Here is a 26,112-nt window from a genome sequence, read left to right as displayed (position 1 = left end):
GTTTATCCATCCTTGTCGGTCCGAAACCACGATTCCGGGTCCACGGGGCTATTATCCTGTCTTACCTCTATATAGAGCGTTTCTGACCGGTCAGTTCCAGTGCCATCACCGCTTGTTGACAAAATAGCGCCGATTTCTGGCGTCTCACCCGGCATTAACCCCACCGGAGAGCCTTCGGGGATGACCTGTCCGGTCTCACCGTAAACCTCCTGCAGGCCCGAAAACACGAACAAAAGCCCAGGTTGAGGTTCGAGAATTACCAGATTCCCTAGATTCAGCAGTGGTCCACGGTATCGGATCGTTGCCGCTGTCGGGGATGTAACAATTGCCCGAGGCCGCGTTGCAAGAACAATACCGGGACGTGTTACACCCGCAGCATCTGTTTCGTCCGCGTGATGCAGAATGACACCCTGAGTTGGCAGCTGTATCTGCCCTTTCTTATCAGAAACATCCGCGTTTGTGGCTGCAATCTCACCCTCGGAAATCTGAGACAACCCGCTGGCGAACCCGTCCAGAGTTTCTGTGGACGAGATCAGGATCGCAGTCCGGATCGGGTCTTCGACAAAGCGGCGGGGCAAGTCGGTACGGTCAGCGATGGCTTCGCTTAAACGGGTGCGCGCGGTTTGTACGCCAGCCAACCCCTCGACCAGTGTCTCGGATGCATTTTGCTGCAGTAAACGTAGTGTTTGTACTTCTTGCAGGTCTCTCGCAAGCGACTGCGCGCGGGCGTTCAGGCCGGGTGTGACCTCGGACAGCATCATACCCGCGCGCGCCGACCCGAGCGGACCGGACGGGTGCAGCATCAAAACGGGCGGGCTTGTTGTTTCTATGGTTTGTAAAACACCAAGCAGCTGCGCGACGTCCTTTTCGCGCGCCCGCAGCGCGGCGGACAGTTGCGCTTCACGTGTTGCCGCTTGTCGAAGCCCGTCGCGCATGGCCGTCAATCCAGCCTCATAGGCCTGAATGGTTGCTGTAAGGGCGCGCACTCTGTCACGGGCGCTGTCTGCCTCGGTTAGGGTGATTGACGCTTGCTCCAGTTGCCGGGCTGCATTCAAGGCCGCCGTAGCAGGATCTGTCTGCGCGTAAACGGGTGATCCAAGAATGACAAAAGCAAGAGCCGCACGTAGCCTCATGACAGCAGGCTCTGCCCAGTCATTTCCGGCGGTTGGTTCAGCCCCATCAGGTCTAGCAAAGTGGGGGCCAAATCGGACAGACGTCCGTCGCGCAAAGCCGCACCCTCAGGGCCACCAACCAGGGCCACGGGCACCGGATTCAGCGTATGCGCCGTGTGCGGTCCGCCGGTTTCGGGGTCGACCATCATCTCACAGTTGCCGTGGTCGGCGGTCACGATCATCGCACCCCCAGCCTTGTTCAGCGCCTCGATGACCTGCGCCAGCCCCTGATCCACCGCCTCACACGCCTTGATCGCCGCCTGCAGATCGCCGGTATGACCTACCATGTCGGGGTTGGCATAGTTGGTGACGATCAGGTCATAGCCCTCTTCAATCGCCTCGACGAACTTGGCCGTCACCTCGGTCGAGGACATCTCGGGCTGCAAATCATAGGTCGCCACTTTGGGCGACTTGGGCATATAGCGGTCTTCGCCCACCTCGGGGGTTTCCTTGCCACCGTTGAGGAAGAAGGTGACATGGGGGTATTTCTCGGTCTCAGCCAAACGGAACTGACGCAAACCCTGTTTGGCCACCCATTCACCCAGCGTATTCACGATATCCCGCTTGGGGAAGACGGTGGTCATATAGGCGTTGTGGCCGTCTGAATATTCCACCATCCCCAGCAAGGCCGACAGATGCGGACGTGGCCCGGTATCGAAATCGGCAAAATCCGGCTCGCCAATCGCGCGTAGGATTTCGCGGGCGCGGTCGGCGCGGAAGTTCAGGCAGAAGAAACCGTCGCCATCCTTTACCCTGTCGAACCCGTTCAGCACCGTTGGCACGATGAATTCATCGGTTTCCGACTGATTGTAGGCATGGTTGATGGCGCCATGCGCCGTGCTTGCCGCCCGCCCCTGCCCGTTGATCATTGCAGCATAGGCTTCGCTGACACGCTCCCACCGATTGTCGCGGTCCATCGCAAAATAGCGCCCGCTGACGGTGACGAGGCGTGCGCCTTTGGGCAGACGTTCTTCCAGCTCGGTGATATATGTGAAAGCCGATTTGGGCGCCACGTCCCTGCCATCGGTCACCGCGTGAAGCGCCACGGGCACGCCCGCATCTGTGATCGCCTTGGCCGCCGCTACGATGTGGTTCAGGTGCCCATGCACCCCCCCGTCCGAGACCAAACCCATCAAATGCGCGGTTCCATTCGCCGCCTTAACGTTGGCGATGAAATCCTGAGGGGCCGCGTTGTCAAAAAATGACCCATCCTCGATTGCCAGATCAATCTGCCCCAGATCCATCGCAACCACGCGGCCTGCGCCAATATTGGTATGGCCGACCTCGGAATTGCCCATCTGGCCGCTAGGCAGACCCACGTCAGGCCCGTGTGTGATCAGCTGCGCGTGCGGCCCCTGCGCCATGATCGCGTCAAATGTCGGGGTCTGCGCCAGATAGGGGGCGTTGGCCTGGGTGTCCTCGGACAGACCCCAACCATCAAGAATGCACAGGACGACGGGTTTGGGGGCGGTCATTCGGACTCTCCGGGATTGCTGCTCTTGTGTGACCTTTTACCCCTTGGCCTGCGCCGGGTGAACCGCCTTTTGGCGCAGACCCGATGAATTTAATCCTTGCCGACAATATCCCGATACGGGCGCGCTTTGCGGCCCCGGTATTTCACCGTCAACTCCAGCGGCATGTCGTTTTCATCATAGATGCCGACAACAACCCCCCTGCCCCGGCTTTTGGTGCGCATCTCGATCAGCTGCTGTTCCGACCGGGTGGTGCGCTGAGACTGCCTGCGGGTCCACGCAAACAGATGGTCATACATCTGCGCGATGATGTCGGCGTGGTCGGCGCTGTCGCCCAGATCGGTCAATTCCAGCGGATCGTTTTCCAGATCAAACAGCAAAGGACGATGGCCGCCCTCGCAATGGATCAGTTTCCACTTCTTGTCGGCGACCATGAACATCACCGCATCGCGGATCGAGGCATTCAGTTTCTCCGCCAGTGGCGAGGCCGAATAATCATATTCGCAAATCACCACGTCCCGCGGAGTTTCCGCTTGTGTCCCATGCAGGATCGGCAACAGGGAATGCCCTTCGAGGATATGCGAGGCATCTGCGCCCCCCGCCACATCCAGAAAGGTCGGGGCCAGATCGATGGATTCCACCAACGCATCACAGGCCGTGCCGCGCGTGGCGTCAGCGGCGGGTGATGGATCATAGATGATAAGCGGAACTTTGGTCGAAGCGTCGTGGAAGAACGTCTTCTCCCCCATCCAGTGATCGCCCAGAAAATCGCCGTGATCCGAGGTCAGCACGATCATCGTGTCCTCCATCCGACCGGTTTTTTCCATCCAGTCGAACAGGCGGCCCATCTGGTCATCCGCCTGTTTGATCAGCCCCATATAGGCCGGGATCACCGCCTCGCGCACATCCTGCCGCGAGAATGTCTGGCCCACTTTTGTGTCCATGAAAGCGCGCAGAACGGGGTGCGCGTCGTCACGCTCGGCGTCAGACCGGTTTACCGGTAGCACGTCCTCCGGGCCGTACATCGAGGCATAGGGTTCTGGCACGATATAGGGCCAATGGGGTTTGATGAAGCTCAGATGGCAACACCAGGGGCCATCATGGGTATCCATGAAATCGATCCCGCGCCCGGTCAGATATGGGGTTTCGCTGTCTTCCTCGGCGATATTTGCGGGCTCGGTCGAATTTTTCAGGAACCAGCCGGACAGTACGTTGCCATCTGCATCCAGACCGGAATTGGCAAAATCGTGCCACGGGTTGTCGCTGTCATAGCCTTTGGCAGTGAGGTACTTGTTGTACTCTTTCGCGCCGTCCGGATCGTAATAACCATCCGGCCCCTCGGGCAGCATCCCGTCATCGCGTTCGAACACGTCAAAACCGCATTCCGCCACACGGGCCCCAATCAGGCTGTCAGGCTCAAGGCCCAGCCGGGCCATCCCCTCGGCATCCGCGCGCATATGGGTTTTGCCGACCAGCCAACACTCCATTCCGGCCCTGCGCAGATGATCACCCATCGTCATCTCGCCGACCTTTAGCGGGATGCCGTTCCACGAGGCGCCGTGCGAATGCACATAGCGCCCGGTATAGGTGGACATGCGAGAACTGCCGCAAATGGGCGACTGGATATAAGCCCGGTCAAATCGCACACCCCGCGCCGCCAAGCGGTCGATATTCGGCGTATGAAGATGCGGGTGGCCGTAACAGCTCAGGTAATCCCAGCGCAGCTGGTCGAACATGATGAACATGATGTTTTTGGCTTTGGCCACGGATGCGCCCCTTTGATCGTCCGGGGCCGAGGCTAACCAATTCCGCGTCAGCGGCGAAGCGGAATTTACACCTGCGCTTCGCGTTCCATCTGTTCCAGCATCTTCTTGGCGCGCTTGCACTGCAGCTGATCACGCAGCGGGCTGTTGGGGTCGACATCTTTCTGACAGACCACGCATTTATCCGCACCCGAGATCGCGTTCAGACCGCCACAGCTGCCCTTGATGGTCTTGCCCATCAGCATCACGCCCAGCGACATGCCCACCATCACAAGAGCCAGCAGTATGAAAGCCAGAATAAAAGTGCTCATGATCCGTATCCGTCAGTTGCTGCCCAACGCGTCTTTGAACGCGCTGCTATGAACCGTGATATAGGCATCTTCGCCCCCTGTCACATCCCGCGAGATGAAATACACGGCAAGTTTATGCTTTTCGGCCAGGTCCAGCCCTTTTTCCTGCCCCAGCGCCAACATGGCCGTGGCCCAGGCATCGGCCATCATCGCGTTTTCCGCCAGCACCGTGACCGAGGTAGTCCGGTGCGTGATCGGGCGGCCTGTCACCGGGTCGATAATATGCGAATAGCGCACGCCGTCCTGTTCGAAGAAGTTCTTGTAGTCGCCCGAGGTCGCCATCCCCAGATCGTCAAGCTGAACGATCAACTGGATGGCCTGCGCGCCGGTTTCAGGTTTCTCAATCCCGATCCGCCAGGCCTCGTTCTTGTCATTCTGGCCCATAGTGACCAGATCGCCGCCGATCTCGACCATGTAATTCTCGATCCCGGCGTCGCGCAGCGTTTCGGCCACCGCATCAATGCCATAACCCTTGGCGATGGCCGACAGGTTGATGCCTACACCGGCATCCGATTTGGCCAACGTTCCGGCCTCGCGGTCCAGCGTCAAAAGCCGGGACTGACCGACGCTGTCTAACGCGGCCTGAATCTCGACATCTGATGGCACTGGATCTTCGGGTTTGCGCGGGCCAAAGCCCCACAGCTCGATCAGCGGGCCAAGGGTGACGTCAAACGTGCCGCCCGATTTCTCGTGCACGTCATTTGCCGCATCTATCACCAGCGCGAATTCGTCCGATACTGCAACGGCATCGGTGCTGTCGGATGCAGAAAAGGTGGACACCTCGGAATTCGGATCCCAGTTGGACATCTTGGCGTTGACCTCGGCCAGCGTCTGATCGACCGCACCTGCCAGCACCTCTTCGTCCAGGTCTACGCCGATGGCGGTGATGTTGAAGGTCGTCCCCATGGTTTCGCCAGACAGGCGCACGACCTCTGGCTCTTTGTCGAACAGACAGCCAGACACCAGTGCGGCAACAGCCAAAACGGGGACAAGACGCATCACAGCACCCTCTTAGGAAAACGTGCCCGGCATATGCCAGCGCCCCGGATCAGAGTCAAACCAACGTCAGAGTTTCAGCGGTATGAAGCCCAGAACCAGCAGACCGATTCCGGCAGGCACCCCAAACAGCCACGCCTTTTTCTGCCACCCCGGCGCTTGCTGTTTCCATGCCATACGAAAGTTGTGCCCGCAGACGACCACGGCGAAAAAGATCAGCGCTGCAACAGGCGGGGTCAGAGAGAGGTCGGACAAAAGGTCAGATATCCTTGGTTTTCGGCAGTTTTCACCGGAACGGGCAATTGCACCCTGTACAGGTCGTTTAGCTGCGCTAAGGTAAATAGCAAAAGAAAAGGAGATTGCCCATGGCCCCAAGCTCTTACCAGCCACCGACCCGCGGCGATAAAGCCGATACCAGCACGCGCAGTCAGTCGGTCGATTCGAACCTGTCACACTCGCAGACGACAGTGACCAAACTGCTTGAGGGCAAAGGCGACGCGGTTTTCTCGGTACGCCCGAACGATACGATCCACTCCGTAGTGAACACGCTGAAGGAAAAGAAAATCGGGGCGGTTCTGGTGACAGACCAGAACGGCGCACTGCAAGGCATTCTGTCGGAACGCGATATCGTGCGCCGCATGGCCGACACTCCCGGTCAGACGCTGCCCCAATCGGTCGAGGATCTGATGACGCGTGAGGTCAAAACCTGCGCGCCTGATGACCCGCTGAACGAGGTTCTGAGAACCATGACCGAGGGGCGGTTCCGCCATATGCCGGTTCTCGCCGACGGCGCCCTGCGCGGCGTTATCACCATTGGCGACGTCGTTCATTTCCGCCTGAAAGAGCTAGAATACGAAGCCCTTCGCATGAAGCAGATGATCGTCGGCTGACGCTCTGAAGTGCGAAAACCGCTTGACCTTGGGCCCGTGACAGTATCCCTGATGCAGCATCAAACGGCGATGAAACAGAGGGTTGCATGAAACGGGTTCTTGTCACCGGAACGGCCGGGTTCATCGGGTTCCATCTGGCCAAGCTCTTGCTGGCCGAAGGCTTTCGTGTGCACGGCTATGACGGGATGACCGACTATTACGACGTCACTCTCAAACAGCGCCGCCACCAGATGCTGCTGCAAAATCCGGGCTTTTCCGCAACCGAGGACCTGCTGGAAAATCACGAGCGCCTGAAACAGATCGCCGATGACTTCAAGCCCGAGGTCATCGTTCACCTCGCCGCACAAGCCGGGGTTCGCTACAGCCTGGAAGACCCGCGCAGCTATATCAACTCGAACGTCGTGGGCACGTTCAACGTCATGGAGATTGCCCGCGAACACAACGTCGCGCATCTGCTGATGGCCTCCACCTCATCCGTTTACGGTGCCAACGAAGAGATGCCGTTTACCGAGGTCGAAAAGGCCGACACCCCCTTGACCATCTACGCAGCTACCAAGAAAGCGAATGAGGCGATGGGCCATTCCTACGCTCATCTGTGGAACCTGCCGACGACGATGTTCCGCTTTTTCACTGTCTACGGCAGTTGGGGCCGCCCCGATCTGGCGCTCTATAAGTTTGTGGACGCCATTCTGGATGACCGCCCGATCGACATCTACAACCACGGCGACATGTACCGCGACTTCACCTATGTCGAGGATCTGGTGCGGGGTATCCGCCTGCTGATCGACGTTCCGCCCGAGCGCCCGGACAGTGCGGATCAGATTGCCGAGGGCGATAGCCTGTCTCCGGCAGCGCCGTGGCGGGTGGTGAATATCGGCAATGGCGACAAGGTGCGGCTGATGGACTTCATCGAAGCCATCGAGGATGCCTTGGGCAAAAAGGCAATCCGCAACTACATGCCCATGCAGATGGGCGATGTGCCTGCGACATGGGCCGATAATGACCTGCTGCAATCCCTGACAGGGTACCGCCCGCAGACCGATTTCAAAGAGGGCATTGCCCAGTTCGTCGCGTGGTTCCGCGACTATCATGGGAAGTGACGGCGATGTTTGAAACAGACCCCAACGCCCGCAAGATCGCCGTGATCGGACTGGGCTATGTCGGCCTGCCGCTTGCGGTGGCCTTCGGCAAAATCGGCCCTGTGATCGGCTTTGACATCAACACAGCCCGGATCACCGCCCTGCGCGCCGGTCAGGACGCAACCCATGAGGTCGAGCCCGAGGACCTGCGCGCGGCAACCGGCCTGTCCTTCACCACCGATCCGGCAGATATCGCCGGATGCGACACCTATATCGTCACCGTTCCCACCCCGATCACGGCAGGCAAGCAGCCTGACTTAACACCGCTGCTCAGCGCCTCTGAAACCGTTGGAGGCGTGCTGAAACCCGGTGATCTGGTGATCTACGAATCCACCGTCTACCCCGGCGCGACCGAGGAAGACTGTGTGCCCGTGCTGGAACGCGCCTCGGGCCTGGTGTTCAACCGCGATTTCTTTGCAGGCTACAGCCCCGAGCGGATCAATCCCGGCGACAAGACCCATCGGATCGCGGATATCTGCAAGGTTACGTCCGGCTCGACCCCCGCGGTGGCCGATCTGGTGGATGCCCTTTACGCGCGGATCATAACGGCAGGCACCCACAAGGCGGAAAGCATTCGCGTCGCCGAAGCCGCAAAGGTGATCGAGAACACGCAACGCGACCTGAACATCGCGCTGGTGAACGAGCTGGCGATGATCTTTGGCCGGATGGATATCGACACCGATGCGGTGCTGCGCGCAGCGGGGACCAAGTGGAACTTCCTCCCCTTCCGCCCCGGTCTGGTGGGCGGACATTGTATCGGCGTCGACCCCTATTACCTGACCCACAAGGCCGAGGCCGTGGGCCATCACCCGCAGATCATTCTCGCCGGGCGGCGGTTGAATGACAGTATGGGCGGCTATGTGGTCTCGCAACTGGTCAAGCGGATGATGCGCGAGGGGATCAACGTGGCCGCCGCCCGCGTTCTGGTGATGGGGCTGACCTTCAAAGAAAACTGCCCCGACCTGCGCAACACGCGCGTTGTCGATATCATTGACGAGTTGCAAGATTATGGCGTCACAGTTGATGTTTATGACCCCCACGCCGATACCGCCGCCGCGCAAGAGGAATACGGGATTTCATTGACCGCGCAGCCGGAAACCGGGGCCTATGACGGTATCGTTCTGGCCGTTGCGCATCAGGAGTTTCTGGCGATGAACCCCGCGCATATCCGCGCCTTTGGCAAGGATCAGAGCGTATTGTTTGACGTTAAATCCTGCCTGCCGCCCGAGGTCAGCGACCTGCGGCTATAAAAAACCGGCGCTCTGGTGCGCCGGTTTTTTTCTTCTTACCCGCCGAAATCGTCGAGCATGATGTCTTCGCGGTCCACACCCAGATCCAGCAGCATGTTGATGACCGACTGGTTCATGATCGGCGGGCCACACATGTAGAACTCGCAATCCTCGGGCGCCGGGTGGTTCTTGAGGTATTCTTCGAACAGCACGTTATGGATAAAGCCGGTATAGCCTTTCCAGTCATCCTCGGGCTGCGCGTCCGACAGGGCGACATGCCAGTCGAAATTGTCGAACTCTTCGGCCAGTTGGTCGAAATCCTCGACAAAGAACATCTCTTTCTTCGACCGCGCACCGTACCAGAAGCTGATCTTGCGATCGCGGTTCTGCAAACGCTTGAGCTGATCGAAGATATGGCTGCGCATAGGGGCCATGCCTGCGCCACCGCCGATGAATACCATCTCTTTTTGGGTGTCGCGGGCGAAGAATTCACCAAACGGACCCGAGATGGTGACCTTGTCACCCGGTTTCAGGTTGAAGATGTAGGACGACATCTGACCCGGAGGGATGCCATCGGATCCCGGAGGCGGCGAGGCTACGCGGACGTTCAGCATGATCATGCCTTTTTCGTCCGGGTAGTTGGCCATCGAATAGGCGCGCTCGATCGGTTCGGCCACGACGGATTCATATTGCCACAGATTGAACTTATCCCAATCTTCGCGATATTCCTCTTCCACGTCGAAATCGGTGTATTTCAACGCGTGCGCAGGGGCCTCGATCTGGATGTAGCCACCAGCGCGGAAGTTCACATCCTCGCCTTCCGGCAGGTCCAGCGTCAGCGCCTTGATGAAGGTTGCCACGTTTTCATTCGAGCGAACGGTGCATTCCCATTTCTTGACGCCAAAGACCTCTTCGGGAACTTCGATATCCATGTCCTGCTTGACCGCGACCTGACAGGACAGACGATCACCGCAGGCGGCCTCGCGTTTGGTGATGTGGCTTTCCTCGGTTGGCAGGATCGAGCCACCGCCCGAATGCACCCGCACCCGGCATTGCGCACAGGTGCCGCCGCCGCCACAGGCCGAAGGGACGAACAGTTTCTCGGCCGCCAGCGTTTGCAGCAGCTTGCCCCCGGCGGGCACGGACACAGTTTTCTCCCCGTTGATGGTGATGTTCACGTTCCCGGTCGACACCAGCTTGGACCGCGCAGCCATGATGATGGCCACCAGCCCCAGCACGATCAGGGTGAAAAGAACGACGCCTAAGCTAAAAGTTTCCATGCGCCCCTCCTTACAGTTTCACGCCCGAGAAGGACATGAAGGCCATCGCCATCAGACCCGCGGTGATGAAGGTGATCCCAAGCCCTTGCAGGCCGTCGGGAATGTCCGAGTATTTCAGCTTTTCGCGCACGCCCGCCATCGCGGTGATCGCCAGCGCCCAGCCAAAGCCGGAAGACAGACCATAAGTCGTCGCCTCGGCAAAGTTATAGTCGCGCTCCACCATGAACAGCGAGCCACCCAGAATGGCGCAGTTCACCGTGATCAGCGGCAGGAAAATCCCCAGCGCGTTGTAAAGCGGCGGGAAGTACTTATCCAAAACCATCTCGAGGATCTGAACCATCGCCGCGATCACACCGATGTAAGAGATCAGGCCGAGGAAGGTCAGGTCCACATCCGGGAAACCCGCCCAAGCCAGCGCGCCCGGTTTCAGCAGGTAGTTCAGCAGCAGGTTGTTGGCCGGAACGGTGATGGCTTGCACCACCATGACCGAGATGCCCAGACCCAGCGCGGTCGAAATCTTCTTGGACACGGCGATGAAAGTACACATCCCAAGAAAGAAGCTGAGCGCAAGGTTTTCGACAAAGATGGCCTTTACGGCCAGTGAGATCAGACCTTCCATCAGTGGGCCTCTACCTGCTGAATTTTGTACTCACGCTCTTCCACCTGGTTCGGCTTCCATGTGCGGAAGGCCCAGATGATCAGACCGATGATGAAGAATGCCGACGGCGGCAGCAGCAGCATGCCGTTGGGCACGTACCAGCCACCGTTGTTGACAGTCTCCAGAATGGTGACGCCAAACAGCGACCCGGCCCCGAACAGCTCGCGGATGAAGCCGACCAGCAGCAGGATCAGGCCATAGCCCATCCCGTTGCCCAGACCGTCGATGAACGACGCAACCGGCGGGTTTTTCATCGCAAACGCCTCGGCCCGGCCCATCACGATACAGTTGGTGATGATCAGACCGACAAAAACCGACAGGGTTTTCGAAATCTCAAATGCATAGGCTTTGAGCACCTGATCCACCAGGATCACCAACGAGGCGATGATCACCATCTGCACGATGATCCGGATCGAGCCTGGGATCTGGTTGCGCAGGCACGAGATAAAGAAGGACGAGAACGAGGTCACAAACGTCACCGCCAGCGCCATCACGAACGACACCTGCAGCGACGAGGTCACCGCCAGCGCCGAACAGATGCCCAGCACCTGCAGGGTGATCGGGTTGTTGTCGACAAGCGGGTCGACCAGCATCTCTTTCTTGGTCTGAGACATCAGAATTCTCCTGCTTGCAGTTTGGCCAGGAACGGAGCGTAGCCCCCATCCCCCATCCAGAATTTCACCAGGTTATCGACACCGACCGAAGTCAGTGTGGCTCCGGCCAGCGCATCGACATAGAAGTCGGGGCCTGCGGCGGGCTGCGATTTGGCGACGGTGATCTGAAGCTCACCCGCGTCGTCGCGCAGACGTTTACCATTCCACAGCGCTTTCCAGCGGGGGTTGTCCACCTCGGCCCCAAGGCCGGGGGTTTCTCCATGCTGATAGAATTGCAGACCGAAGATATCGTTGCCGTTGTTCTCCAGCGCGATAAAGCCATAGAGCGTGGACCACAGGCCATAGCCATGCAGCGGCAGGATCACCTTGTCTAACTCGCCCGCATCATCGCGCAGCAGATAGATCACCCTGTAATTCGCCTTACGGCCAATACCGGCAGGGTCACTATCCAGCGCAACGCTGAGATCCGGGTCACTGGCTGCGGCAATGTCATCAAACGTAGTCGGATCAAACTGATCATCGACGAAAGCGCCAGTCGACAGCTCCAGCACATGTGGCTCAAAAGCGGCGAACGCTTCCGAGACGTCGACGCCCGGCTCATAGACACCGGCGACTTGCAGAACGTTGACCTGCTTGTCCTTCAGCGCATTGGCTTCTTGTACCGGGCGCAGGCTGACGGCTGCGGCAGATACGACCATCGAGGCCACAAGGCAGACAGCGACCGCAACGATGATCGTCTTGCCGACAGAATCCGGCGAGGCGGCCAGAAACTTGGCAATCGCGCCCTTGGGTTCTTGGGACTGCGTATCAGACATGGCGACGCGCCCTCCGTTTGATGTTGGCCTGAACGACGAAATAGTCGATCAGCGGCGCAAAGACGTTTCCGAAGAGGATAGCCAGCATCATGCCTTCGGGGAAAGCGGGGTTAATGACGCGGATCATCACAACCATGACACCGATCAGCGCACCGTAGATATAGCGGCCCATGTTGGTGTGGCTGGCGGAAACCGGCTCGGTCACCATGAAGGCCAGACCAAAGGCGTAGCCGCCCAGAACGATGTGCCAGTACCAGGGCATCGCAAACATCGGGTTGGTGTCCGACCCGATCAGGTTCAGCAACAGACTAAAGCCAATGGTCCCCGCCAAACAGCCCAGGATCAGGCGGTAGTTGGCAATTTTCGTTGTCAGCAGGAAGGCCAGGCCAATCATACAGGCCAGGGTCGATGTCTCGCCAAAACTGCCCTGAATGGTGCCGAAGAACGCATTGGCCCAGGTGATACCGTCGGCCGCCAGCGCCTGAACGCCTTCGGCTGCGGTGATCCCCAACGCGGTCGCGCCCGAGAACCCATCCACCGGGGTCCAGACCGAATCCCCCGACATTTGCGCAGGATAGGCGAAATACAAGAACGCCCGCCCCACCAATGCGGGGTTGAGGAAGTTCTTGCCTGTGCCGCCAAATACTTCTTTGCCGATGACAACGCCGAAGATGATGCCCAAAGCGACCTGCCACAGCGGTGTCGATGCGGGCAGGATCAGCGTGTAGAGCATCGATGTGACAAGGAAACCCTCGTTCACCTCATGCCCGCGCACGGTGGCAAAGATCACCTCGAAAATACCACCCGCGACCAGCGTCGTGATGTAGATCGGCAGGAAATAAAGCAACCCGTGCAGCACATTGGCAAACAGGCTGGACGGATCCAGCGAGATGCCGAACATCTGCAACAAAGCAATCCGCCAGCCGGTCGCGGCATCCGGGCCAAGCGTCGCAATGGCCGAATTCGCCTGATAACCCGTATTCCACATGCCCCACAGGATGCACGGGATCGTGGCGATCACGACATAGGTCATGATCCGCTTCATATCCACGTAGGACCGTGCGTGTGGGGCTACGGTGGTGACGGTTTTCGGAGTGTAGATGAAGCTTTCGACCATCTCGTAGATGGGGAAATACTTCTCATACTTGCCGCCCTTGGTAAAGTTCGGCTCAATCCGATCGAAGAAGCTGCGCAAACCCATGTGGATCAGCCCTCCTTTTCAATCTTGGTCAGGCAGTCGCGCAGCGCCAGCCCGTATTCATATTTTGCCGGACAGGCAAAGCCTACAAGGCCCAAATCCTCTTCATCCAGCTCCAACGCACCCAGCGCCTGTGCCGTGTCCGTGTCCATGACCAGCAATGCGCGCAGCAGCTGCGTGGGCAGATAATCCTGCGGCATCAGCTCTTCGAACACGCCAGTCGGCACCATCGCACGACGGCCACCATTCAGGTTTGAAGTGAACGCATACAGCTTTTTCGCAAAGGCCGAGCCCAATACCGGCTGTACGGCGAATTTCGAGGGCATTGGAAGAATCCAACCCATCGTGTGTTGATCGTGATCTTCACGGATGATCGAAACCTGCCGCGCAAAGCGCCCCAGATAGGCTGTCGGGCCTTCGGCCTGCGCGCCCGACAGGATCGAGCCCGAGATAATCCGCGGCACCCCGTCCACGTCGACCTCGTCGCGGGTCAGATCGTCGGTCGACGCGCCCATGACCGTTCGGATCAAGCGCGGCTGTCGCGCGCCCGGACCGGTCAGAGCGATCACGATATTGGGGTCCAGATGGCCGGTCTGCATCAGGCGACCAATGGCGATGACGTCCTGATACCCGATGGTCCAGACCTGCTTGTCTCCCGACAGCGGCTCGAGGAAATGGATATGCGTCCCCGCCAGCCCCGACGGGTGCGGACCTGCAAATGCGGCGGCTTCAACTCCCGCCACATCGGCACCCGGTACCGAGTCACCCTCTTTGTGGCACAGATAGGTCTTGCCTTCGGTCAAGTGCGCGATCGCCGCCAGACCCGCAGCGAACGCATCCCCTGCATCAGCGATGATCACTGCTGCATCACCCGCCAGAGGCTCACTTTCCATCGCAGTCACGAAAATCGCCGCGGGTGCGCTTCCGGGTTCAGGCATCTTGGAATAAGGCCGGGTGCGGAACGCGGTCCACAAACCCGCTGCGCATAGTTTCTCGGTGATCCCAGCCGCGCTGTCGCCATTGCCCACGCCCGAGAAATCAATGCCGGTGTCATTGGGGTCCGAAACCTCAATTACCACGCTCTGCAGCACGCGCCGCGCGCCCCGGTTAATGGCTACGACCTTGCCGGTCATAGGGGCCACCATCATCGCGTCCGGTGCATCCTTGTGGCAGAACAGGGGCGTACCGCGCTGGACGTCGTCACCCTCTTGCACCAGCATCTTGGGCTTCAAGCCAATATAGTCGCCGCCCAGAATCCCGACGGTCGAAAATTCGGGTCCCGGATGAATCGTCTGATCCGGCGCACCCTGCACCGGCAGCTCGAACCCTTTTTTCAGTTTGAAAGTTTGCATGTCGCTACGGTCTTCCAAGCCTCTTTGTCTGCGCCAACTCTGCCGTCGTCCTTTCGGAATCCTGCAATAGCACGGTTTATCGGGATCTTCGTCGCACAAGCGCCGAAAACGGTCCAAAATCCGCAGGCATATTTTCGATCATGGACCCTTTACGCGGGGATGTTCACAAACGCAAACCTGTTACCGCTCAAAGTCGCAAGTAATTGTCACATTCCTATCATCTTGCGCAGTTTCAATGCGAGGAAAATGCATATCGCGCCCGGATCGCATCCGGTGTATGCACCGGGAATGGAACGCAGCGACAAATTTGAGATATTTCTGGTGGCCACGCCTGGGCTTGAGGCTCCCTTGCTGGCCGAGACGGTCGAAAACGGGTTCGAAAACGCCAAAATTGTATCCGGCGGTGTCAGCCTGCACGGCGGATGGACCGATGTCTGGCGCGCCAATCTGTGTCTGCGGGGTGCCAACAAGGTCTTGCTGCGCATCGGCAGCTTTCCCGCCGTTCACCTGGCCCAGCTCGACAAACGTGCCCGCAAGTTTCCATGGTCAGATTTTCTGCGCCCGGAAGTGCCGGTCAAAGTTGAGGCGACCAGCCGCAAATCCCGTATCTACCATGCAGGCGCCGCGAAACAGCGGGTCGAGCACGCAATTGCCGAAACTCTCGGCGCGCCGATCTCGGGCGATGCCACCCTTCGGGTCCTGCTGCGCATTGAAAAGGATATCTGCACTTTTTCAGTCGATACATCCGGCGAGCCCCTGCACAAACGCGGCCATAAACCGGCAGTTTCCAAAGCCCCCATGCGCGAGACCATGGCCGCTATGTTCCTGCGCGAGTGCGGATATACCGGGACCGAACCGGTTCTGGACCCGATGTGTGGCTCAGGCACCTTTGTCATAGAAGCCGCCGAGATCGCCTTGGGGCTGAACCCTGGTCGCAGCCGCAGCTTTGCCTTCGAAAACCTTGCCGGGTTCGACCCCGCCACGTGGAGTAACCTACGTGCTAATGAGGATATATCCGAAACCGATCTTGTTTTCTCCGGCTCTGACCGCAACTCTGGCGCTGTTGAAGCCGCCCAAGCCAATGCGACGCAGGCCAGAGTGAGTGAGGTTGCAAGGTTCCAAACCCGCGCCGTCAGCGACATCAAACCCCCTTCCGGCGACGCCGGTCTGGTCATCGTCAACCCACCTTATGGTGCACGAATCGGCGATGAAAAACGCCTGCGCTCTCTTTACGGGGCGTTGGGCAAAGTACTCGCCTCCCGTTTCAGCGGCTGGCGTGTGGGGATCGTGACCAGCAATGCGGGGCTTGCCCGCGCAACTCGCCTGCCTTTGCTGCCGCCTGGACCGGTTGTTGACCACGGCGGCACCAAAATCCGCCTCTACCGCACGGACGCCCTGCCCTGACGCCAATCGCAGCAAAAGCCGCGGTGTTTGAAACCGCAAAATCCCTCTTGCGCATCCAAATTGCCGGGTATAGACCCGCCGCCACGGTCGGAGTGTAGCTCAGCCTGGTAGAGCACTGTCTTCGGGAGGCAGGGGTCGGAGGTTCGAATCCTCTCACTCCGACCAATAGAACAAGGCGCCTGAGGGCGCCTTTGTTGTTTTCAGAGTGAAAGCTGCAACGATATTAGCAACGTTTCGTTCGATAAATGTGCTCAGTTCGTTCATTACCTGCATCCACCAACTACCGAATTAGCGCTTCATATCTTCTAGTCCATTATCGTCGGCCGGTATCTCTGGTGGCTCATCCGAAGACCAATTCGGCGCGATGATGACCGGCTCGTCTTCAATCTCTTCGCGCAGCAACAGCTCTTGTTCTGCGCGCTTGAGCGGTACGACGGCAACCACCAATGTGTGCGATGCAAAGAAAGCGGCGGCCTGCCCATCCGAGGTGGTCGGTTGCTCTAAGGAAACCTTAAAACAACACCTTGAGGCCCGGTTCACAGACGGCATGTCATGGGATCGGTTTGGTCAATGGGAGGTGGACCACATTATACCTCTTTCGTCTGCCCGGTCTTTGGAACACCTCATCGAACTCTGCCACTACTGCAATCTGCAACCACTTTGGATGCGGGACAACCTAGCAAAGGGTGGGACGTAAACCTCGCCCGTGCGAGATGTCATCTGTCTTGTTTCGGTAAGCTCCCAAAAATCTAACGCGAATAGAACCCATCACGAAGTTCTTGCCTTAGGCGCAGACGCTCCGGGTACTCTTTCAGGAATTGTTCGGGTGGTTTGCCCTCCCAAACTTGCGCATAAACTCGCATCTTGTTACCGCCATAAATCTTCGCAAGGTCCTCATTGGTATAGCCTCGCGCCCAGAGATCATCAGTGACGGCAGCGAGGATTTTAGCCAGTTCGCCGTTGCCCGTCGCGCCCCTGTTGAAAGCATCGATCATGTAGCCGCCGTCATCATACATGGTGGGATTGGCCTTGGCGAAATCCACGACCAACTTGGTGGAGAACATATCGTCCGAAGCAATACCTACATGATCTACGCCGATCAGCTGGACGTAGTAGTCGATCATGTCCGCAGCCTGCTTGGGCGAGATATCCTCGGGCCAGATCCCGTCCATCATCCACTCGGTGAATGTAGGCGCGACATAGCCACCGGACTCCGCCGCTCGGATCGCTTCTTCATCAGTAATGTTCCGATAGCATCCCTGAGGCGAGGCCTCCGGCGCATCCTTGTAAAGACCGGCGGGCAACGAATGGGTGTAGATATAGGGCACTCCGGGGTAGTTTTCGTCCATGTAGTCCATGGCGTCATTGGCGGTTTTGATGCCGGTATGGCTCAGATCGAGCATAATGCCGAAGCGCACCATCTCGTCGATTACCGACTTGCCCCAGGGCGTCAGGCCGATATCGAGCCCCTTCTGAGCTGCAAGCCCGCCGGACCCTGTCCGGAAGATGTCGTTATAGGCAAGGTTCATGGATTTGATACCCATGTCCTTGAACAGCGCCATTTTCTTCAGGTCTCCATCGAGGATTGTCGCTGTCTGGCTGTTCCAGATAACGGCCGTCTTGCCCTGAAGATGCGCCGCCTCGATATCACGTGTTTCGTTCACTATCACAAACTGGTCCGATTGCTCTGCCATGGCGGCCCGAAAGTGATAGTGCTGCTCCAGCAGGGTGTCGAAAGTCATGTCGGCGGCGGCCAAGGTCATTTCATGACCGGTGATACCGTTCTCGCGGGCGAGCGCGAAATAGTCGTGCAACTGTTTGTATTCGGTCCAGCCGGTGCCATAGGGGCTGGCCAGCATGCCGATTACGATCGTGTCCATGACGAACTGTTTTGCCTCGGGCGAAGCGTCCCATGTCTTGCTTTCCTCGCTCGCTCGTAGAGCGCCACCAAGGGTGACCGCGATAGCGCTGATGGCCAACAGAGTCTTCATGACAAAACCTCCTTAACTGTTTTGCTTTTAGCTGCCACTTTCGAACCGCCTCAAAAAACGATCCGTGTTCTCAGGCCGAACAGCGTAATGCTATCCTGAGTGGGGTTCAGCAGCGGATCAGAAATGAACTGCAATGACGGCGTGATCTGCAGCCCGGGCGAGATTGAAAACCGGTAGAATGCTTCGAGCGTGAACTGGTCACCGTCTATGCCTCTTGCCTCGGCCCAGTTCAGGCCCAGTCCCGCCAAATCGGTATTGCGACCATAGTAGCCCAGACCTGCAGAGATAGACCGGTCATAAAGCGCTGCGGTCCCCTTTGAGGCCCCTGCGCGGAAGAACGGCATCCACTTATTGTCAACAAACCATGCGGCAGAGAACGCAGCGCCGTAGTCTTCCGCTCGACTGCCATCGTCAGCCGCATCCGCATGCCAGAGGGTCAAATGGATGTTGTCGAAGTAGATGCGATCAAAGCCGGAGGTGTAACCAAGTTCGAGTGATTTGAAGAGATTGCCGTTGCTGAACACATCAAAGTCTGGATCGGACGGGTCGGCGTTTGCGTCGGATACGCTGGCAACGGCGTAAAGGTTTTCACTCAGCTTTACCCCACCGGCAACACCAAGGCCTTGGTTGGGCGTGTTAATTGTCGGGTTGGTATTGAAAGACAGATTTTGGAAACCACTATAGGGGCTTACCAACCCATAGATATCCACAAAGTCTGTTACATCAATCTGCCCGACTTGCAGCGTCCACGACCCATTCTCGGCCCTTTGGGTCCAGAACAGGTTGGTCAATAGCAGACCATTGTCGTTGAAGGCTGTTCCTGTGATTGAAAGGGCTCCGCCATCCAGCCCGAGAAATTGCGGAGCAACGTCCGTATAACTGTGTCGGTCTTCGATCTTGAATGTCAGGGAACCCCGTTCAGTTGCTTGCCAACCGCCGTAGAGGCGTGCAATTCCACTTGCCGCTTCACCGGTTCCCAGATCAGCGTTTGTGGTTTGACCCAACACCAAGTAGTCAATGTTGAACCGAAACCCACCCGCAGCCAGCCGGTCTTTCCACTCAAACCAACCCGATGCGATGTTGCGCGGAAAATCGGAACGGTATTGTGGGTCGGTCAGCCCATCTCCGGGCTCTAAATCAGCTTCGACCGAAGATGGCCCGGATAATCCCTGAGCCGACGCTGCCCCAGCGAAGGCAATGCTCAATGCGGCAACCATAAGTCTTATCATTCAGACGCCCTTGCCCCGCCGGTCTTGCGGTTGCCTGCCGCGCGGATGCGATCAGCTGCACGCTGCTTCCATTCCAGCCTGTCTGCTTCAGTTTCCAGAGTTTCGACACGTTCCGTTTCCAACTGGAAAGTCGCGTTCATCGGCATGAGGCCATCCACAACCATCATATTCTGAACGGAAGGATCGATAGTCAGCATGCCCGTAAGCCGAACGGGTTCATGGAAATAGCTGGGCGTCCAGTCCCCGTTCAGCCGCACGCGGATCATCTGGTTGGGCGGAGGTGGAGGCATGTGACTGCACATCCCGCGTTCAGGCACCAAATACGCGACAGGCCGCCCGTCCGGGTCACTGGGAGCAGGAATGGCAAAACCCGCAAGCGTGACTGTTTGACCGTCGAATTCCGGATTTCCGTTGGTACCAGCCTTTCTCCGACGTTCCGTTACCACCTCTCGCTGATCGAGCAGCCAGTCGACATCAATTCCATCAGCTGTCAAGGCATCCTCGGTCTCGGTCAAAAGCATTTGCCACTTTTGCCGTTCTTCTTCGCTGCCACCATCCTGCTGCAGCCTTCCGCGCAATCTTACGACGTAGAGGACATCGTCGAATTGTTCGGGGCTGAGATCACGGTAGGGGTCTTCAAAGGTCTGCGAGGATGGGTCCGGTAGGTCTGCCCAGTTCAACGCGGTATCGGGCGTCGCCATGGCTGACTGTCCACACCAGACCAACCCTGCCAATACTACGGAGCGAAACCAATGGTGCATAAATAATCTCCGGCTATTTAGACAGGTCAATCCAGTGTGTTTTTGTAGATGACGCCGTCCTTCATGATCAGTCGGATCGTATCTGGGCTTTCAGGCCTCGGGTCGGCGCCGAACCACTGATCACCCGTACCAACCACAGAGAAATCTTCGAGCGGGTTACCGTCGATCAGCAGGATATCCGCATAGGCGCCTTCTTCGATCACTCCCAGTTTTCCGGCGGTATACGGGTTCATGAAGTCACCTGACAAAGCGACCACCTCGCCACCTGTCGATGTCAGCGTGACCATGGATGTGTAAGGCCCGAAAAACTCGTTATTCAGGTGTTTTTCATAGGCAATCTGGATATTGCAGGCCTCGACGGAACCAACGCAGTCGGTCTGAAACCCTCGCTTCACCGGACATTCCTTCATATTGTCGATGTAGCCCGCAAATGTGGCCGAAGCGGACTTGGCTTTGGCAAGGCTCGACGGGACGTTTGCTACCGCTGGAATATCGAGCAGTCCGGGATCGAAGGCCGTCAGGTTGGTGGTGATATACGCCCCTTTTTCGTTCATGACTTGGGCAATTTCACAGTCAAACGAGAAGCCGTGTTCGATGGACATGACACCTGCGTCAAGCGCACTGAGGATCGCTTCCTTACGATAGGAATGCGCCATGACATAGCTGCCGTACTCATTTGCCACTTGCACAGCGGCCCTGATCTCTTCGGGCGATCCAGCCAGCAATTGCCATGGGTCGAAGGCCGAAACGACGCCCCCGGATTGCATGAACTTCAACTGTGTCGCACCCATGCGGAAATTGTTGCGTGCAAACCTGTAAACGTCGTCCACTCCGCTAACTTCCTGCGCCATGTTCAGACGGCTCATGTTGGTCTCCGAGCCCGGCGGAGCGGTGAAATTCGCGAAGTCAGCGTGACCACCTCGCGTTCCGATAAATGCACCAGATGGAAAGTAACGCGGTCCGTCAATTTGGCCTGCGTCAATTGCGCGGCGTAACCCGCCATTGGCCCCACCCGCGTCCCTGACTGTGGTGAAGCCCTGCATCAAGTACATCTCGGCCATCCGCGCACCGTGTATGGCAAAGTCTTCCCACGTTGTGTTGGCCTCCATCGCGGGCAAGGTCGGCCCCATCAGCATCAGGTGCGCGTGCAGTTCGATAAACCCAGGGGTCAGTGTCCGCCCCTCTCCGTCAATGACCGTGGCATTGGGGGCATCGATCGCATCAGTTGAGACGGCCTTGATAAGGTTGCCCTCAACCAGAACGCTCGCATTTTCGATACGCTGTTCATTGACGCCGTCGAAGACATGTACGTTGGTGAAAAGCGTTTGGGGTTCTTCCTGATCCTGAGCCTGCGCGGACGCAGAAAAAGAAAGACCGGCAGCGACAATTGCCACCGAACAAAGAGACATTCGCAGACCGGACATAAGTGCTCCCTTCATATTCATGTTCTGCCAACTGTAGTCCGGAAAGTTTTGCCTCGGTTGCCACTTTTGTATTAGGATGTTCGAATGTGATGATAAAAATGGCCACTGAATATAACTGCTAATCCTCACAAGGATGACGAGCTTGCCTTTCAACGCCACCTCTCGAGAGCATAGCGAGGGCTTTATTCGCCTCTCCTTAGCTGCTCCGTTTTTGCAATATCTCACCGAACGTAAGATCAATCCGCAACCAGCACTGGATCAGGTCGGCTTGAAAGCCGAACTGTTGACCGACCCATCCGTGTTCGTTCACTCAGAGCTGGTCTACGGCTTGGTAAATGCCTTCTCAGAAGTGTCAGGGGACCGATACCTTGGACTGAATGTAGGCGAGACGTTTAACCTGCAAGAGTGGCCTCCGTTCGCTCAAGCCCTGCAAACTACAAAAACGCTGTTCGAGTTCTTTACCCGCTTTGTTGGGCTTGTGCCGCAGGAATCCAATTCTGTACGGCACAGCCTTATCATTGAAGCGGACAAAGCGACTTATCGTATCGAGAGGCAGCAAGAACCAACTGTTCCACCCGTTCAGGTGACCGGTTTTGGAGCCGCACTCTATGTACGTCTATTGCAGACCGTCGTCGGCGATTCCTGGGATTCTTCGCGCGTGCGATGGGAAAGCAGATACATCAATGGTCTACCTATCGACTACAAGGGGATCGAGGTTGGCCTTGGACCCGATCCCGGAATGCAAATTAGTTTTCCTGTGGAATGGTTGTTTTTGCACCATGTCTCTGACGGCTCTGCCAGGCCAATAGCCTCGCCCCAACATGATGAAGAAGTAACCGTGGTGGCTGCCTTGCGCTCTGTCTTGCGCGACAAATTGGATGAAACCGATTTGGGGCCGGAGATGGTGGCCGGATTGCTGGGAATACAGCCGGAACGGTTCCTGAAAGCGCTTCAGCAACAAGGCACAACACTACCCCGCGAAATCAAACGGCTGCGTGTCGATATCGCCAAGAAGCACCTAAAAGAAGACCGGATGACAATTGCGGAGATTGGTCTGATGCTTGGCTATTCCGACAAGTCCCACTTCACTCGCTTTTTCCGAGGTCAAACCGGAATGACACCGACCAAGTTCCGCCTTGGCTTGTAATTAAGTTGCAAATATCTGGAGTGGATATCCAATACTTAACAAGTGCGGGCCGACAAGACAGTGTCTGACTTCAAACACCTTCAAATCGGCGAAAAGCCAAAGCGATCAACCCGGCTAGGACCATATAGACCAAGGCCAACAACAGAAGCGGCTCGTATACGATAAACGTGTCAGATCGAACCCGCGAAGAGACGGCGTAAATCTCGACCACCGTGATCGTTGCAACCAAGGGAGTTGCCTTGAGCTGCAGGATCGTTTCTCCGCCCAAAGTTGGCAGTACGTTGCGCACAGCCTGCGGCAGCCATATCCGGCGGAACATAGTAAAACGTGGCATTCCAAAAGACTTTGCAGCCTCAAGCTGCCCTTTCGCGACACTGGAAAACGCACCTCGCATCACCTCACCTTCATAACCAGCGAAGGACAAGGTCAACGCAAGCACCGCGTAAGGCCATGCTTGGCGCAGGTAGGGCCACAGCTCTGACGACCTTATCCAAGGAAACTGCGGAAACAGCGAACCCAGTCCGTAATACAACAGCCAAATCTGCAACAGCAGGGGTGTGCCTCGGATTATGGTACAAAACACTCGGGCAGGTGTTGCCAGGTACCAAGGGCCGATCGCCTGCGCCAAGCCCAGCGGCACCGCCAATAAAAACCCCAGAACGGTTGTCACCACCAACAGCCAGATCGTCGTCCAAAGGCCCTGCAACGCCAGCGGCGCGTATTGCGGGATCCAATCCCATCGCAGCGAAAAGGCACACCAGGTAATCAGGGCCGCAAACAACAGCATCATGACGATACGGTGAGGCTGCATCAGCGCTTTCACGGTGATCATGAGGAACCCCCTTTCAACGAAGGCTGACCACGGCGCGCCCATTTCTCGATACGGGCAAAAACCGCACCCGAGAAAAGGGTGACCATGAGATACAAAAAGCCCGCCGCGAGAAAGAAGGTAAAGTAAGCACGGGTACTGCTTGCCGCTTGTCGTGTTTCAAGTGTCAATTCACTGAACCCGACAACGGCCAGCAAGGCCGTATCCTTGGTTGCGATCAGCCACAGGTTGGCCAAGCCTGGCACCGCAAATCCCATCATTGCAGGGATCGTCACCCGGCGCATGATCATAAATGCGGGCATTCCATAGGATTTTGCCGCTTCGATCTGCCCGACCGGAACCGCCTTGATGGCCCCACGAAGCACTTCGGTGGCATAGGCTCCCTGCACAATGCCCAAGACCCAGATGCCCGCAGCGACACCGCTGATTTCAACTCGACCTCCTCCGAACGCCTCAGAGATCTTGTTGATGATATCGCTGCCGACATAGTACAGGATCAGGATCAGTACCAGTTCGGGCACCGCCCTGATCACCGTTGTATAGATGGCAAGAAGGTCACGTGTGACCTTCCCCCCATAGAGTTTCCCGTAGGCACCGAACAGCCCGATTACCAGCCCCATTCCAAAAGCGCCCACGGCGATCTGCAGAGAATTGGCAAGCCCGCGCAACAGGTTGCCGCCCCAGCTGGACAGCGACAGCAACTCGGCGCTGGCGCCGAGGCCCAGTGTCTCGAATAGTCCGGTCACAACAGCGCCTTAGTAGATGCTGGTGGTGAAATAGCCCTCGGTGATTTTCTCGTGCGTGCCGTCAGCCAGGATCGCCGCAATCCCTTTGTTCAGCGCTTCCAGAAGCTCGGTATCGCCCTTGCGTACGCCTGCACCCACACCACGGCCCAGAATGGCGGGATCATCCGCAACGGCTCCTTTGATTTCGCAGCAGCTGCCATTGTCCGAGTTCACGAAATCCGCCATCGCGATGCTGTCTGCCTGGGTCGCGTCAATTCGGCCTGCGAACAGATCCTGATTGGCTTCGTCCTGAGTCTGGTAGACTTTCAACTCGGCGTCCTTGAAGTATTCCTGCGCATAGGCTTGGTGAATCGTCGAGGCCTGAATGCCAATAATCTTGCCAGCCAGCGACTCAGGTGTCGGCTCGATATCAATTGATTTGTCGGCCACAATCACCGCAGGCGTATTGTAGTACGCATCACTGAAGTCGATGGTTTTCAACCGCTCTTCGGTGATCGACATCGAGGCCATGATCGCGTCGATCTGCTGACCAGTCAAAGACGGAATGATGCCGTCCCAGGCAACAGGCGTAATCACGCAGTCAAGCTCGGCCGCAGCACAAACCGCTTCGATTACCTCAATTTCCCAGCCGACCCAGTTGCCCGCGCTGTCCGGCGAGGCGAATGGTGGATAGGGTTCAGCTGCAATACCAATCTTGACTTGCTCGGCTGCAGCACCGCCTGCCGCCAGCATGGCTGCGGCAGAGACTGCAGTCAGGAATGCTTTGATTTTCATAAGTTTCTCCGTGTTGATAGTGTTTATTTTTTGTTCTATCCGACCGAGCTGAGAAATTGTTTCAGCCGCTCGGATTGCGGATTTCCAAAGAGCTCGGCAGGTGGGCCCTGCTCTTCGATACGACCTTGATATAGGTAGACGACGTGGTTCGCGACCTCACGGGCGAACTTCATCTCATGCGTGACCAGCAGCATGGTGCGCCCCTCAGCGGCCAGGTCACGGATCACGGTCAGAACTTCTCCGACCAGTTCAGGGTCCAGCGCGGATGTGGGTTCGTCAAACAGCATGGCAGACGGATCAACGGCCAACGCCCGTGCAATCGCGGCCCGCTGCTGCTGACCACCCGAAAGGTAAGCGGGAAACGTGTCCTCTTTACCGCCCAGGCCAACCCTGACCAGCAATTCGCGCGCGCGCTCGATCGCTTCTGCCTTTGGGACCTTCAGGACATGCACCGGCACCTCGATCACGTTCTCTAACAAGGTGCGGTGCGTCCACAGATTGAATTGCTGGAACACCATCGCCAGTTTGGTGCGTATACGTTCGATTTGCTTCTGGCTGGCCGGGCTGCCATCTGAACGCATCGCGACCTCTTCGCCGCCGATGACGATTTTGCCCGACGTTGGCGTCTCCAGAAAATTGATGCAGCGCAGCATGGTCGACTTACCAGAACCCGAACCACCGATGATCGCAACAACGTCACCTTGATGCGCGATCAGGTCCACGCCTTTCAGAACTTCTAAATCGCCAAAGGATTTATGCAAATCCTCTACCCGGATCGCCTCTCGGCGGGTGTCGGGTTGCTGTGCTGATGCGGCAGCGGCTGTGTCCATATTTTGCGACCCCAATTTTCCGATTGCAGTAAGCCGCGAACATCGTAAT

The 26,112-nt window shown here is 57.6% G+C and carries 26 protein-coding genes and 1 tRNA gene; 6 read left to right on the top strand and 21 right to left on the bottom strand.

Features of this window, described 5'->3' with window-relative positions:
• Positions 1-2: 2 nt before the first annotated feature.
• The 6 genes from J7380_RS12820 to J7380_RS12795 form a co-directional block, all read right to left on the bottom strand.
• The gene (locus tag J7380_RS12820; protein ID WP_209196179.1) at positions 3-1,133 is read right to left on the bottom strand and encodes a peptidoglycan DD-metalloendopeptidase family protein; all 1,131 of its coding nucleotides are present in this window, start codon (positions 1,131-1,133) and stop codon (positions 3-5) included.
• Positions 1,130-2,647, bottom strand: coding sequence for a 2,3-bisphosphoglycerate-independent phosphoglycerate mutase (gpmI, locus tag J7380_RS12815; protein ID WP_209196178.1), 1,518 nt, complete (start codon positions 2,645-2,647; stop codon positions 1,130-1,132). Before gpmI ends, J7380_RS12820 begins: the two co-directional genes overlap by 4 nt.
• A gap of 89 nt (positions 2,648-2,736) precedes the next feature.
• Complete coding sequence (locus tag J7380_RS12810; RefSeq protein WP_209196177.1) at positions 2,737-4,410, bottom strand: sulfatase-like hydrolase/transferase; 1,674 nt, start codon at positions 4,408-4,410, stop codon at positions 2,737-2,739.
• A gap of 65 nt (positions 4,411-4,475) precedes the next feature.
• On the bottom strand, positions 4,476-4,718 hold the full coding sequence (nqrM, locus tag J7380_RS12805) for a (Na+)-NQR maturation NqrM (RefSeq protein WP_170356551.1): 243 nt from the start codon (positions 4,716-4,718) through the stop codon (positions 4,476-4,478).
• A gap of 12 nt (positions 4,719-4,730) precedes the next feature.
• Positions 4,731-5,756 (bottom strand): FAD:protein FMN transferase, encoded by a 1,026-nt coding sequence (locus J7380_RS12800; protein WP_209196176.1) that lies wholly within the window; start codon positions 5,754-5,756, stop codon positions 4,731-4,733.
• A gap of 66 nt (positions 5,757-5,822) precedes the next feature.
• Entirely contained in the window at positions 5,823-6,008 is a 186-nt protein-coding gene (locus J7380_RS12795) for a hypothetical protein (RefSeq protein ID WP_209196175.1), read from the bottom strand.
• A 110-nt stretch (positions 6,009-6,118) separates the two neighbouring features.
• Here J7380_RS12795 and J7380_RS12790 point away from each other — a divergent pair, with 110 nt between their 5' ends.
• The 3 genes from J7380_RS12790 (at position 6,119) to tviB (ending at position 9,032) form a co-directional block, all read left to right on the top strand.
• On the top strand, positions 6,119-6,643 hold the full coding sequence (locus J7380_RS12790; protein ID WP_209196174.1) for a CBS domain-containing protein: 525 nt from the start codon (positions 6,119-6,121) through the stop codon (positions 6,641-6,643).
• 86 nt (positions 6,644-6,729) lie between these two features.
• Positions 6,730-7,743, top strand: a complete 1,014-nt coding sequence (locus J7380_RS12785) for a GDP-mannose 4,6-dehydratase (protein ID WP_209196173.1) — start codon at positions 6,730-6,732, stop codon at positions 7,741-7,743.
• Positions 7,744-7,748: 5 nt separating this feature from the next.
• Positions 7,749-9,032: a Vi polysaccharide biosynthesis UDP-N-acetylglucosamine C-6 dehydrogenase TviB gene (gene tviB, locus J7380_RS12780; RefSeq protein WP_209196172.1), complete on the top strand. Its 1,284-nt coding sequence runs from the start codon at positions 7,749-7,751 to the stop codon at positions 9,030-9,032.
• A 35-nt stretch (positions 9,033-9,067) separates the two neighbouring features.
• On the opposite strand, the gene nqrF is transcribed toward tviB, so the two are convergent.
• Genes nqrF through J7380_RS12750 form a run of 6 tightly spaced genes read right to left on the bottom strand, consistent with a single transcriptional unit; the run spans position 9,068 to position 14,928 of the window.
• Complete coding sequence (nqrF, locus tag J7380_RS12775) at positions 9,068-10,291, bottom strand: NADH:ubiquinone reductase (Na(+)-transporting) subunit F (RefSeq protein ID WP_209196171.1); 1,224 nt, start codon at positions 10,289-10,291, stop codon at positions 9,068-9,070.
• A 10-nt stretch (positions 10,292-10,301) separates the two neighbouring features.
• The gene (gene nqrE, locus J7380_RS12770) at positions 10,302-10,910 is read right to left on the bottom strand and encodes an NADH:ubiquinone reductase (Na(+)-transporting) subunit E (RefSeq protein ID WP_039526851.1); all 609 of its coding nucleotides are present in this window, start codon (positions 10,908-10,910) and stop codon (positions 10,302-10,304) included.
• Positions 10,910-11,563, bottom strand: a complete 654-nt coding sequence (locus J7380_RS12765) for an NADH:ubiquinone reductase (Na(+)-transporting) subunit D (RefSeq protein ID WP_085822202.1) — start codon at positions 11,561-11,563, stop codon at positions 10,910-10,912. The genes nqrE and J7380_RS12765 overlap by 1 nt, the downstream gene beginning before the upstream one ends.
• A complete protein-coding gene (locus J7380_RS12760) occupies positions 11,563-12,378 on the bottom strand; it encodes a Na(+)-translocating NADH-quinone reductase subunit C (RefSeq protein ID WP_209196170.1) in 816 nt (271 codons plus the stop codon). Before J7380_RS12760 ends, J7380_RS12765 begins: the two co-directional genes overlap by 1 nt.
• Positions 12,371-13,579 (bottom strand): NADH:ubiquinone reductase (Na(+)-transporting) subunit B, encoded by a 1,209-nt coding sequence (locus J7380_RS12755; protein ID WP_170356560.1) that lies wholly within the window; start codon positions 13,577-13,579, stop codon positions 12,371-12,373. Before J7380_RS12755 ends, J7380_RS12760 begins: the two co-directional genes overlap by 8 nt.
• A gap of 5 nt (positions 13,580-13,584) precedes the next feature.
• Positions 13,585-14,928 (bottom strand): Na(+)-translocating NADH-quinone reductase subunit A, encoded by a 1,344-nt coding sequence (locus J7380_RS12750; RefSeq protein ID WP_209196169.1) that lies wholly within the window; start codon positions 14,926-14,928, stop codon positions 13,585-13,587.
• Between the two features lie 288 nt (positions 14,929-15,216).
• On the opposite strand from J7380_RS12750, the gene J7380_RS12745 reads away from it, so the two are divergent.
• Together J7380_RS12745 and J7380_RS12740 are read left to right on the top strand one after the other, a co-directional pair.
• Positions 15,217-16,332: a class I SAM-dependent RNA methyltransferase gene (locus tag J7380_RS12745; RefSeq protein ID WP_209196393.1), complete on the top strand. Its 1,116-nt coding sequence runs from the start codon at positions 15,217-15,219 to the stop codon at positions 16,330-16,332.
• An 88-nt stretch (positions 16,333-16,420) separates the two neighbouring features.
• Positions 16,421-16,497, top strand: a tRNA-Pro gene (locus J7380_RS12740).
• Positions 16,498-16,620: 123 nt separating this feature from the next.
• Here J7380_RS12740 and J7380_RS12735 read toward each other — a convergent pair.
• The 5 genes from J7380_RS12735 to J7380_RS12715 form a co-directional block, all read right to left on the bottom strand.
• A complete protein-coding gene (locus tag J7380_RS12735) occupies positions 16,621-16,881 on the bottom strand; it encodes a hypothetical protein (RefSeq protein ID WP_209196168.1) in 261 nt (86 codons plus the stop codon).
• Positions 16,882-17,081: 200 nt separating this feature from the next.
• The gene (locus J7380_RS12730; RefSeq protein ID WP_209196167.1) at positions 17,082-18,323 is read right to left on the bottom strand and encodes a membrane dipeptidase; all 1,242 of its coding nucleotides are present in this window, start codon (positions 18,321-18,323) and stop codon (positions 17,082-17,084) included.
• Between the two features lie 50 nt (positions 18,324-18,373).
• Positions 18,374-19,552 carry a carbohydrate porin gene (locus J7380_RS12725; protein WP_209196166.1) on the bottom strand — a complete coding sequence of 393 codons (1,179 nt, stop codon included), beginning with the start codon at positions 19,550-19,552 and terminating at the stop codon, positions 18,374-18,376.
• Complete coding sequence (locus tag J7380_RS12720; protein WP_247742551.1) at positions 19,549-20,253, bottom strand: DUF3299 domain-containing protein; 705 nt, start codon at positions 20,251-20,253, stop codon at positions 19,549-19,551. The genes J7380_RS12725 and J7380_RS12720 overlap by 4 nt, the downstream gene beginning before the upstream one ends.
• 86 nt (positions 20,254-20,339) lie before the next feature.
• Entirely contained in the window at positions 20,340-21,752 is a 1,413-nt protein-coding gene (locus J7380_RS12715) for an amidohydrolase family protein (RefSeq protein ID WP_247742550.1), read from the bottom strand.
• 127 nt (positions 21,753-21,879) lie between these two features.
• Between J7380_RS12715 and J7380_RS12710 the strand changes: the two genes are divergently transcribed.
• Positions 21,880-22,884 (top strand): AraC family transcriptional regulator, encoded by a 1,005-nt coding sequence (locus J7380_RS12710; protein WP_209196164.1) that lies wholly within the window; start codon positions 21,880-21,882, stop codon positions 22,882-22,884.
• Positions 22,885-22,954: 70 nt separating this feature from the next.
• Here J7380_RS12710 and J7380_RS12705 read toward each other — a convergent pair whose 3' ends face one another.
• Genes J7380_RS12705 through J7380_RS12690 form a run of 4 tightly spaced genes read right to left on the bottom strand, consistent with a single transcriptional unit; the run spans position 22,955 to position 26,063 of the window.
• Positions 22,955-23,716 (bottom strand): ABC transporter permease, encoded by a 762-nt coding sequence (locus J7380_RS12705; protein ID WP_209196163.1) that lies wholly within the window; start codon positions 23,714-23,716, stop codon positions 22,955-22,957.
• On the bottom strand, positions 23,713-24,459 hold the full coding sequence (locus J7380_RS12700) for an ABC transporter permease subunit (protein WP_209196162.1): 747 nt from the start codon (positions 24,457-24,459) through the stop codon (positions 23,713-23,715). The genes J7380_RS12705 and J7380_RS12700 overlap by 4 nt, the downstream gene beginning before the upstream one ends.
• A gap of 9 nt (positions 24,460-24,468) precedes the next feature.
• Positions 24,469-25,233: a transporter substrate-binding domain-containing protein gene (locus J7380_RS12695; RefSeq protein WP_170356310.1), complete on the bottom strand. Its 765-nt coding sequence runs from the start codon at positions 25,231-25,233 to the stop codon at positions 24,469-24,471.
• Positions 25,234-25,268: 35 nt separating this feature from the next.
• A complete protein-coding gene (locus J7380_RS12690) occupies positions 25,269-26,063 on the bottom strand; it encodes an ATP-binding cassette domain-containing protein (protein WP_209196161.1) in 795 nt (264 codons plus the stop codon).
• Between the last annotated feature and the right edge of the window lie 49 nt (positions 26,064-26,112).

It is taken from the genome of Ruegeria sp. R8_1 (assembly GCF_017743815.1).
GTDB classification, from domain to species: Bacteria; Pseudomonadota; Alphaproteobacteria; order Rhodobacterales; family Rhodobacteraceae; genus Ruegeria; species Ruegeria lacuscaerulensis_A.
Note: the sequence above shows the minus strand (reverse complement) of the source record. Positions and strands in the feature narration are given on the sequence as shown.

What these genes read in the sequence shown, in the direction of transcription:
- J7380_RS12820 (WP_209196179.1), bottom strand. Translation starts at nt 1,133, where the DNA reads ATGAGGCTACGTGCGGCTCTTGCTTTTGTCATTCTTGGATCACCCGTT.
- gpmI (WP_209196178.1), bottom strand. Translation starts at nt 2,647, where the DNA reads ATGACCGCCCCCAAACCCGTCGTCCTGTGCATTCTTGATGGTTGGGGT.
- nqrM (WP_170356551.1), bottom strand. Translation starts at nt 4,718, where the DNA reads ATGAGCACTTTTATTCTGGCTTTCATACTGCTGGCTCTTGTGATGGTG.
- J7380_RS12800 (WP_209196176.1), bottom strand. Translation starts at nt 5,756, where the DNA reads ATGCGTCTTGTCCCCGTTTTGGCTGTTGCCGCACTGGTGTCTGGCTGT.
- J7380_RS12790 (WP_209196174.1), top strand. Translation starts at nt 6,119, where the DNA reads ATGGCCCCAAGCTCTTACCAGCCACCGACCCGCGGCGATAAAGCCGAT.
- J7380_RS12785 (WP_209196173.1), top strand. Translation starts at nt 6,730, where the DNA reads ATGAAACGGGTTCTTGTCACCGGAACGGCCGGGTTCATCGGGTTCCAT.
- tviB (WP_209196172.1), top strand. Translation starts at nt 7,749, where the DNA reads ATGTTTGAAACAGACCCCAACGCCCGCAAGATCGCCGTGATCGGACTG.
- nqrF (WP_209196171.1), bottom strand. Translation starts at nt 10,291, where the DNA reads ATGGAAACTTTTAGCTTAGGCGTCGTTCTTTTCACCCTGATCGTGCTG.
- nqrE (WP_039526851.1), bottom strand. Translation starts at nt 10,910, where the DNA reads ATGGAAGGTCTGATCTCACTGGCCGTAAAGGCCATCTTTGTCGAAAAC.
- J7380_RS12765 (WP_085822202.1), bottom strand. Translation starts at nt 11,563, where the DNA reads ATGTCTCAGACCAAGAAAGAGATGCTGGTCGACCCGCTTGTCGACAAC.
- J7380_RS12760 (WP_209196170.1), bottom strand. Translation starts at nt 12,378, where the DNA reads ATGTCTGATACGCAGTCCCAAGAACCCAAGGGCGCGATTGCCAAGTTT.
- J7380_RS12755 (WP_170356560.1), bottom strand. Translation starts at nt 13,579, where the DNA reads ATGGGTTTGCGCAGCTTCTTCGATCGGATTGAGCCGAACTTTACCAAG.
- J7380_RS12750 (WP_209196169.1), bottom strand. Translation starts at nt 14,928, where the DNA reads ATGCAAACTTTCAAACTGAAAAAAGGGTTCGAGCTGCCGGTGCAGGGT.
- J7380_RS12745 (WP_209196393.1), top strand. Translation starts at nt 15,217, where the DNA reads ATGGAACGCAGCGACAAATTTGAGATATTTCTGGTGGCCACGCCTGGG.
- J7380_RS12735 (WP_209196168.1), bottom strand. Translation starts at nt 16,881, where the DNA reads ATGCCGTCTGTGAACCGGGCCTCAAGGTGTTGTTTTAAGGTTTCCTTA.
- J7380_RS12730 (WP_209196167.1), bottom strand. Translation starts at nt 18,323, where the DNA reads ATGAAGACTCTGTTGGCCATCAGCGCTATCGCGGTCACCCTTGGTGGC.
- J7380_RS12725 (WP_209196166.1), bottom strand. Translation starts at nt 19,552, where the DNA reads ATGATAAGACTTATGGTTGCCGCATTGAGCATTGCCTTCGCTGGGGCA.
- J7380_RS12720 (WP_247742551.1), bottom strand. Translation starts at nt 20,253, where the DNA reads ATGGCGACGCCCGATACCGCGTTGAACTGGGCAGACCTACCGGACCCA.
- J7380_RS12715 (WP_247742550.1), bottom strand. Translation starts at nt 21,752, where the DNA reads ATGAAGGGAGCACTTATGTCCGGTCTGCGAATGTCTCTTTGTTCGGTG.
- J7380_RS12705 (WP_209196163.1), bottom strand. Translation starts at nt 23,716, where the DNA reads ATGATCACCGTGAAAGCGCTGATGCAGCCTCACCGTATCGTCATGATG.
- J7380_RS12695 (WP_170356310.1), bottom strand. Translation starts at nt 25,233, where the DNA reads ATGAAAATCAAAGCATTCCTGACTGCAGTCTCTGCCGCAGCCATGCTG.
- J7380_RS12690 (WP_209196161.1), bottom strand. Translation starts at nt 26,063, where the DNA reads ATGGACACAGCCGCTGCCGCATCAGCACAGCAACCCGACACCCGCCGA.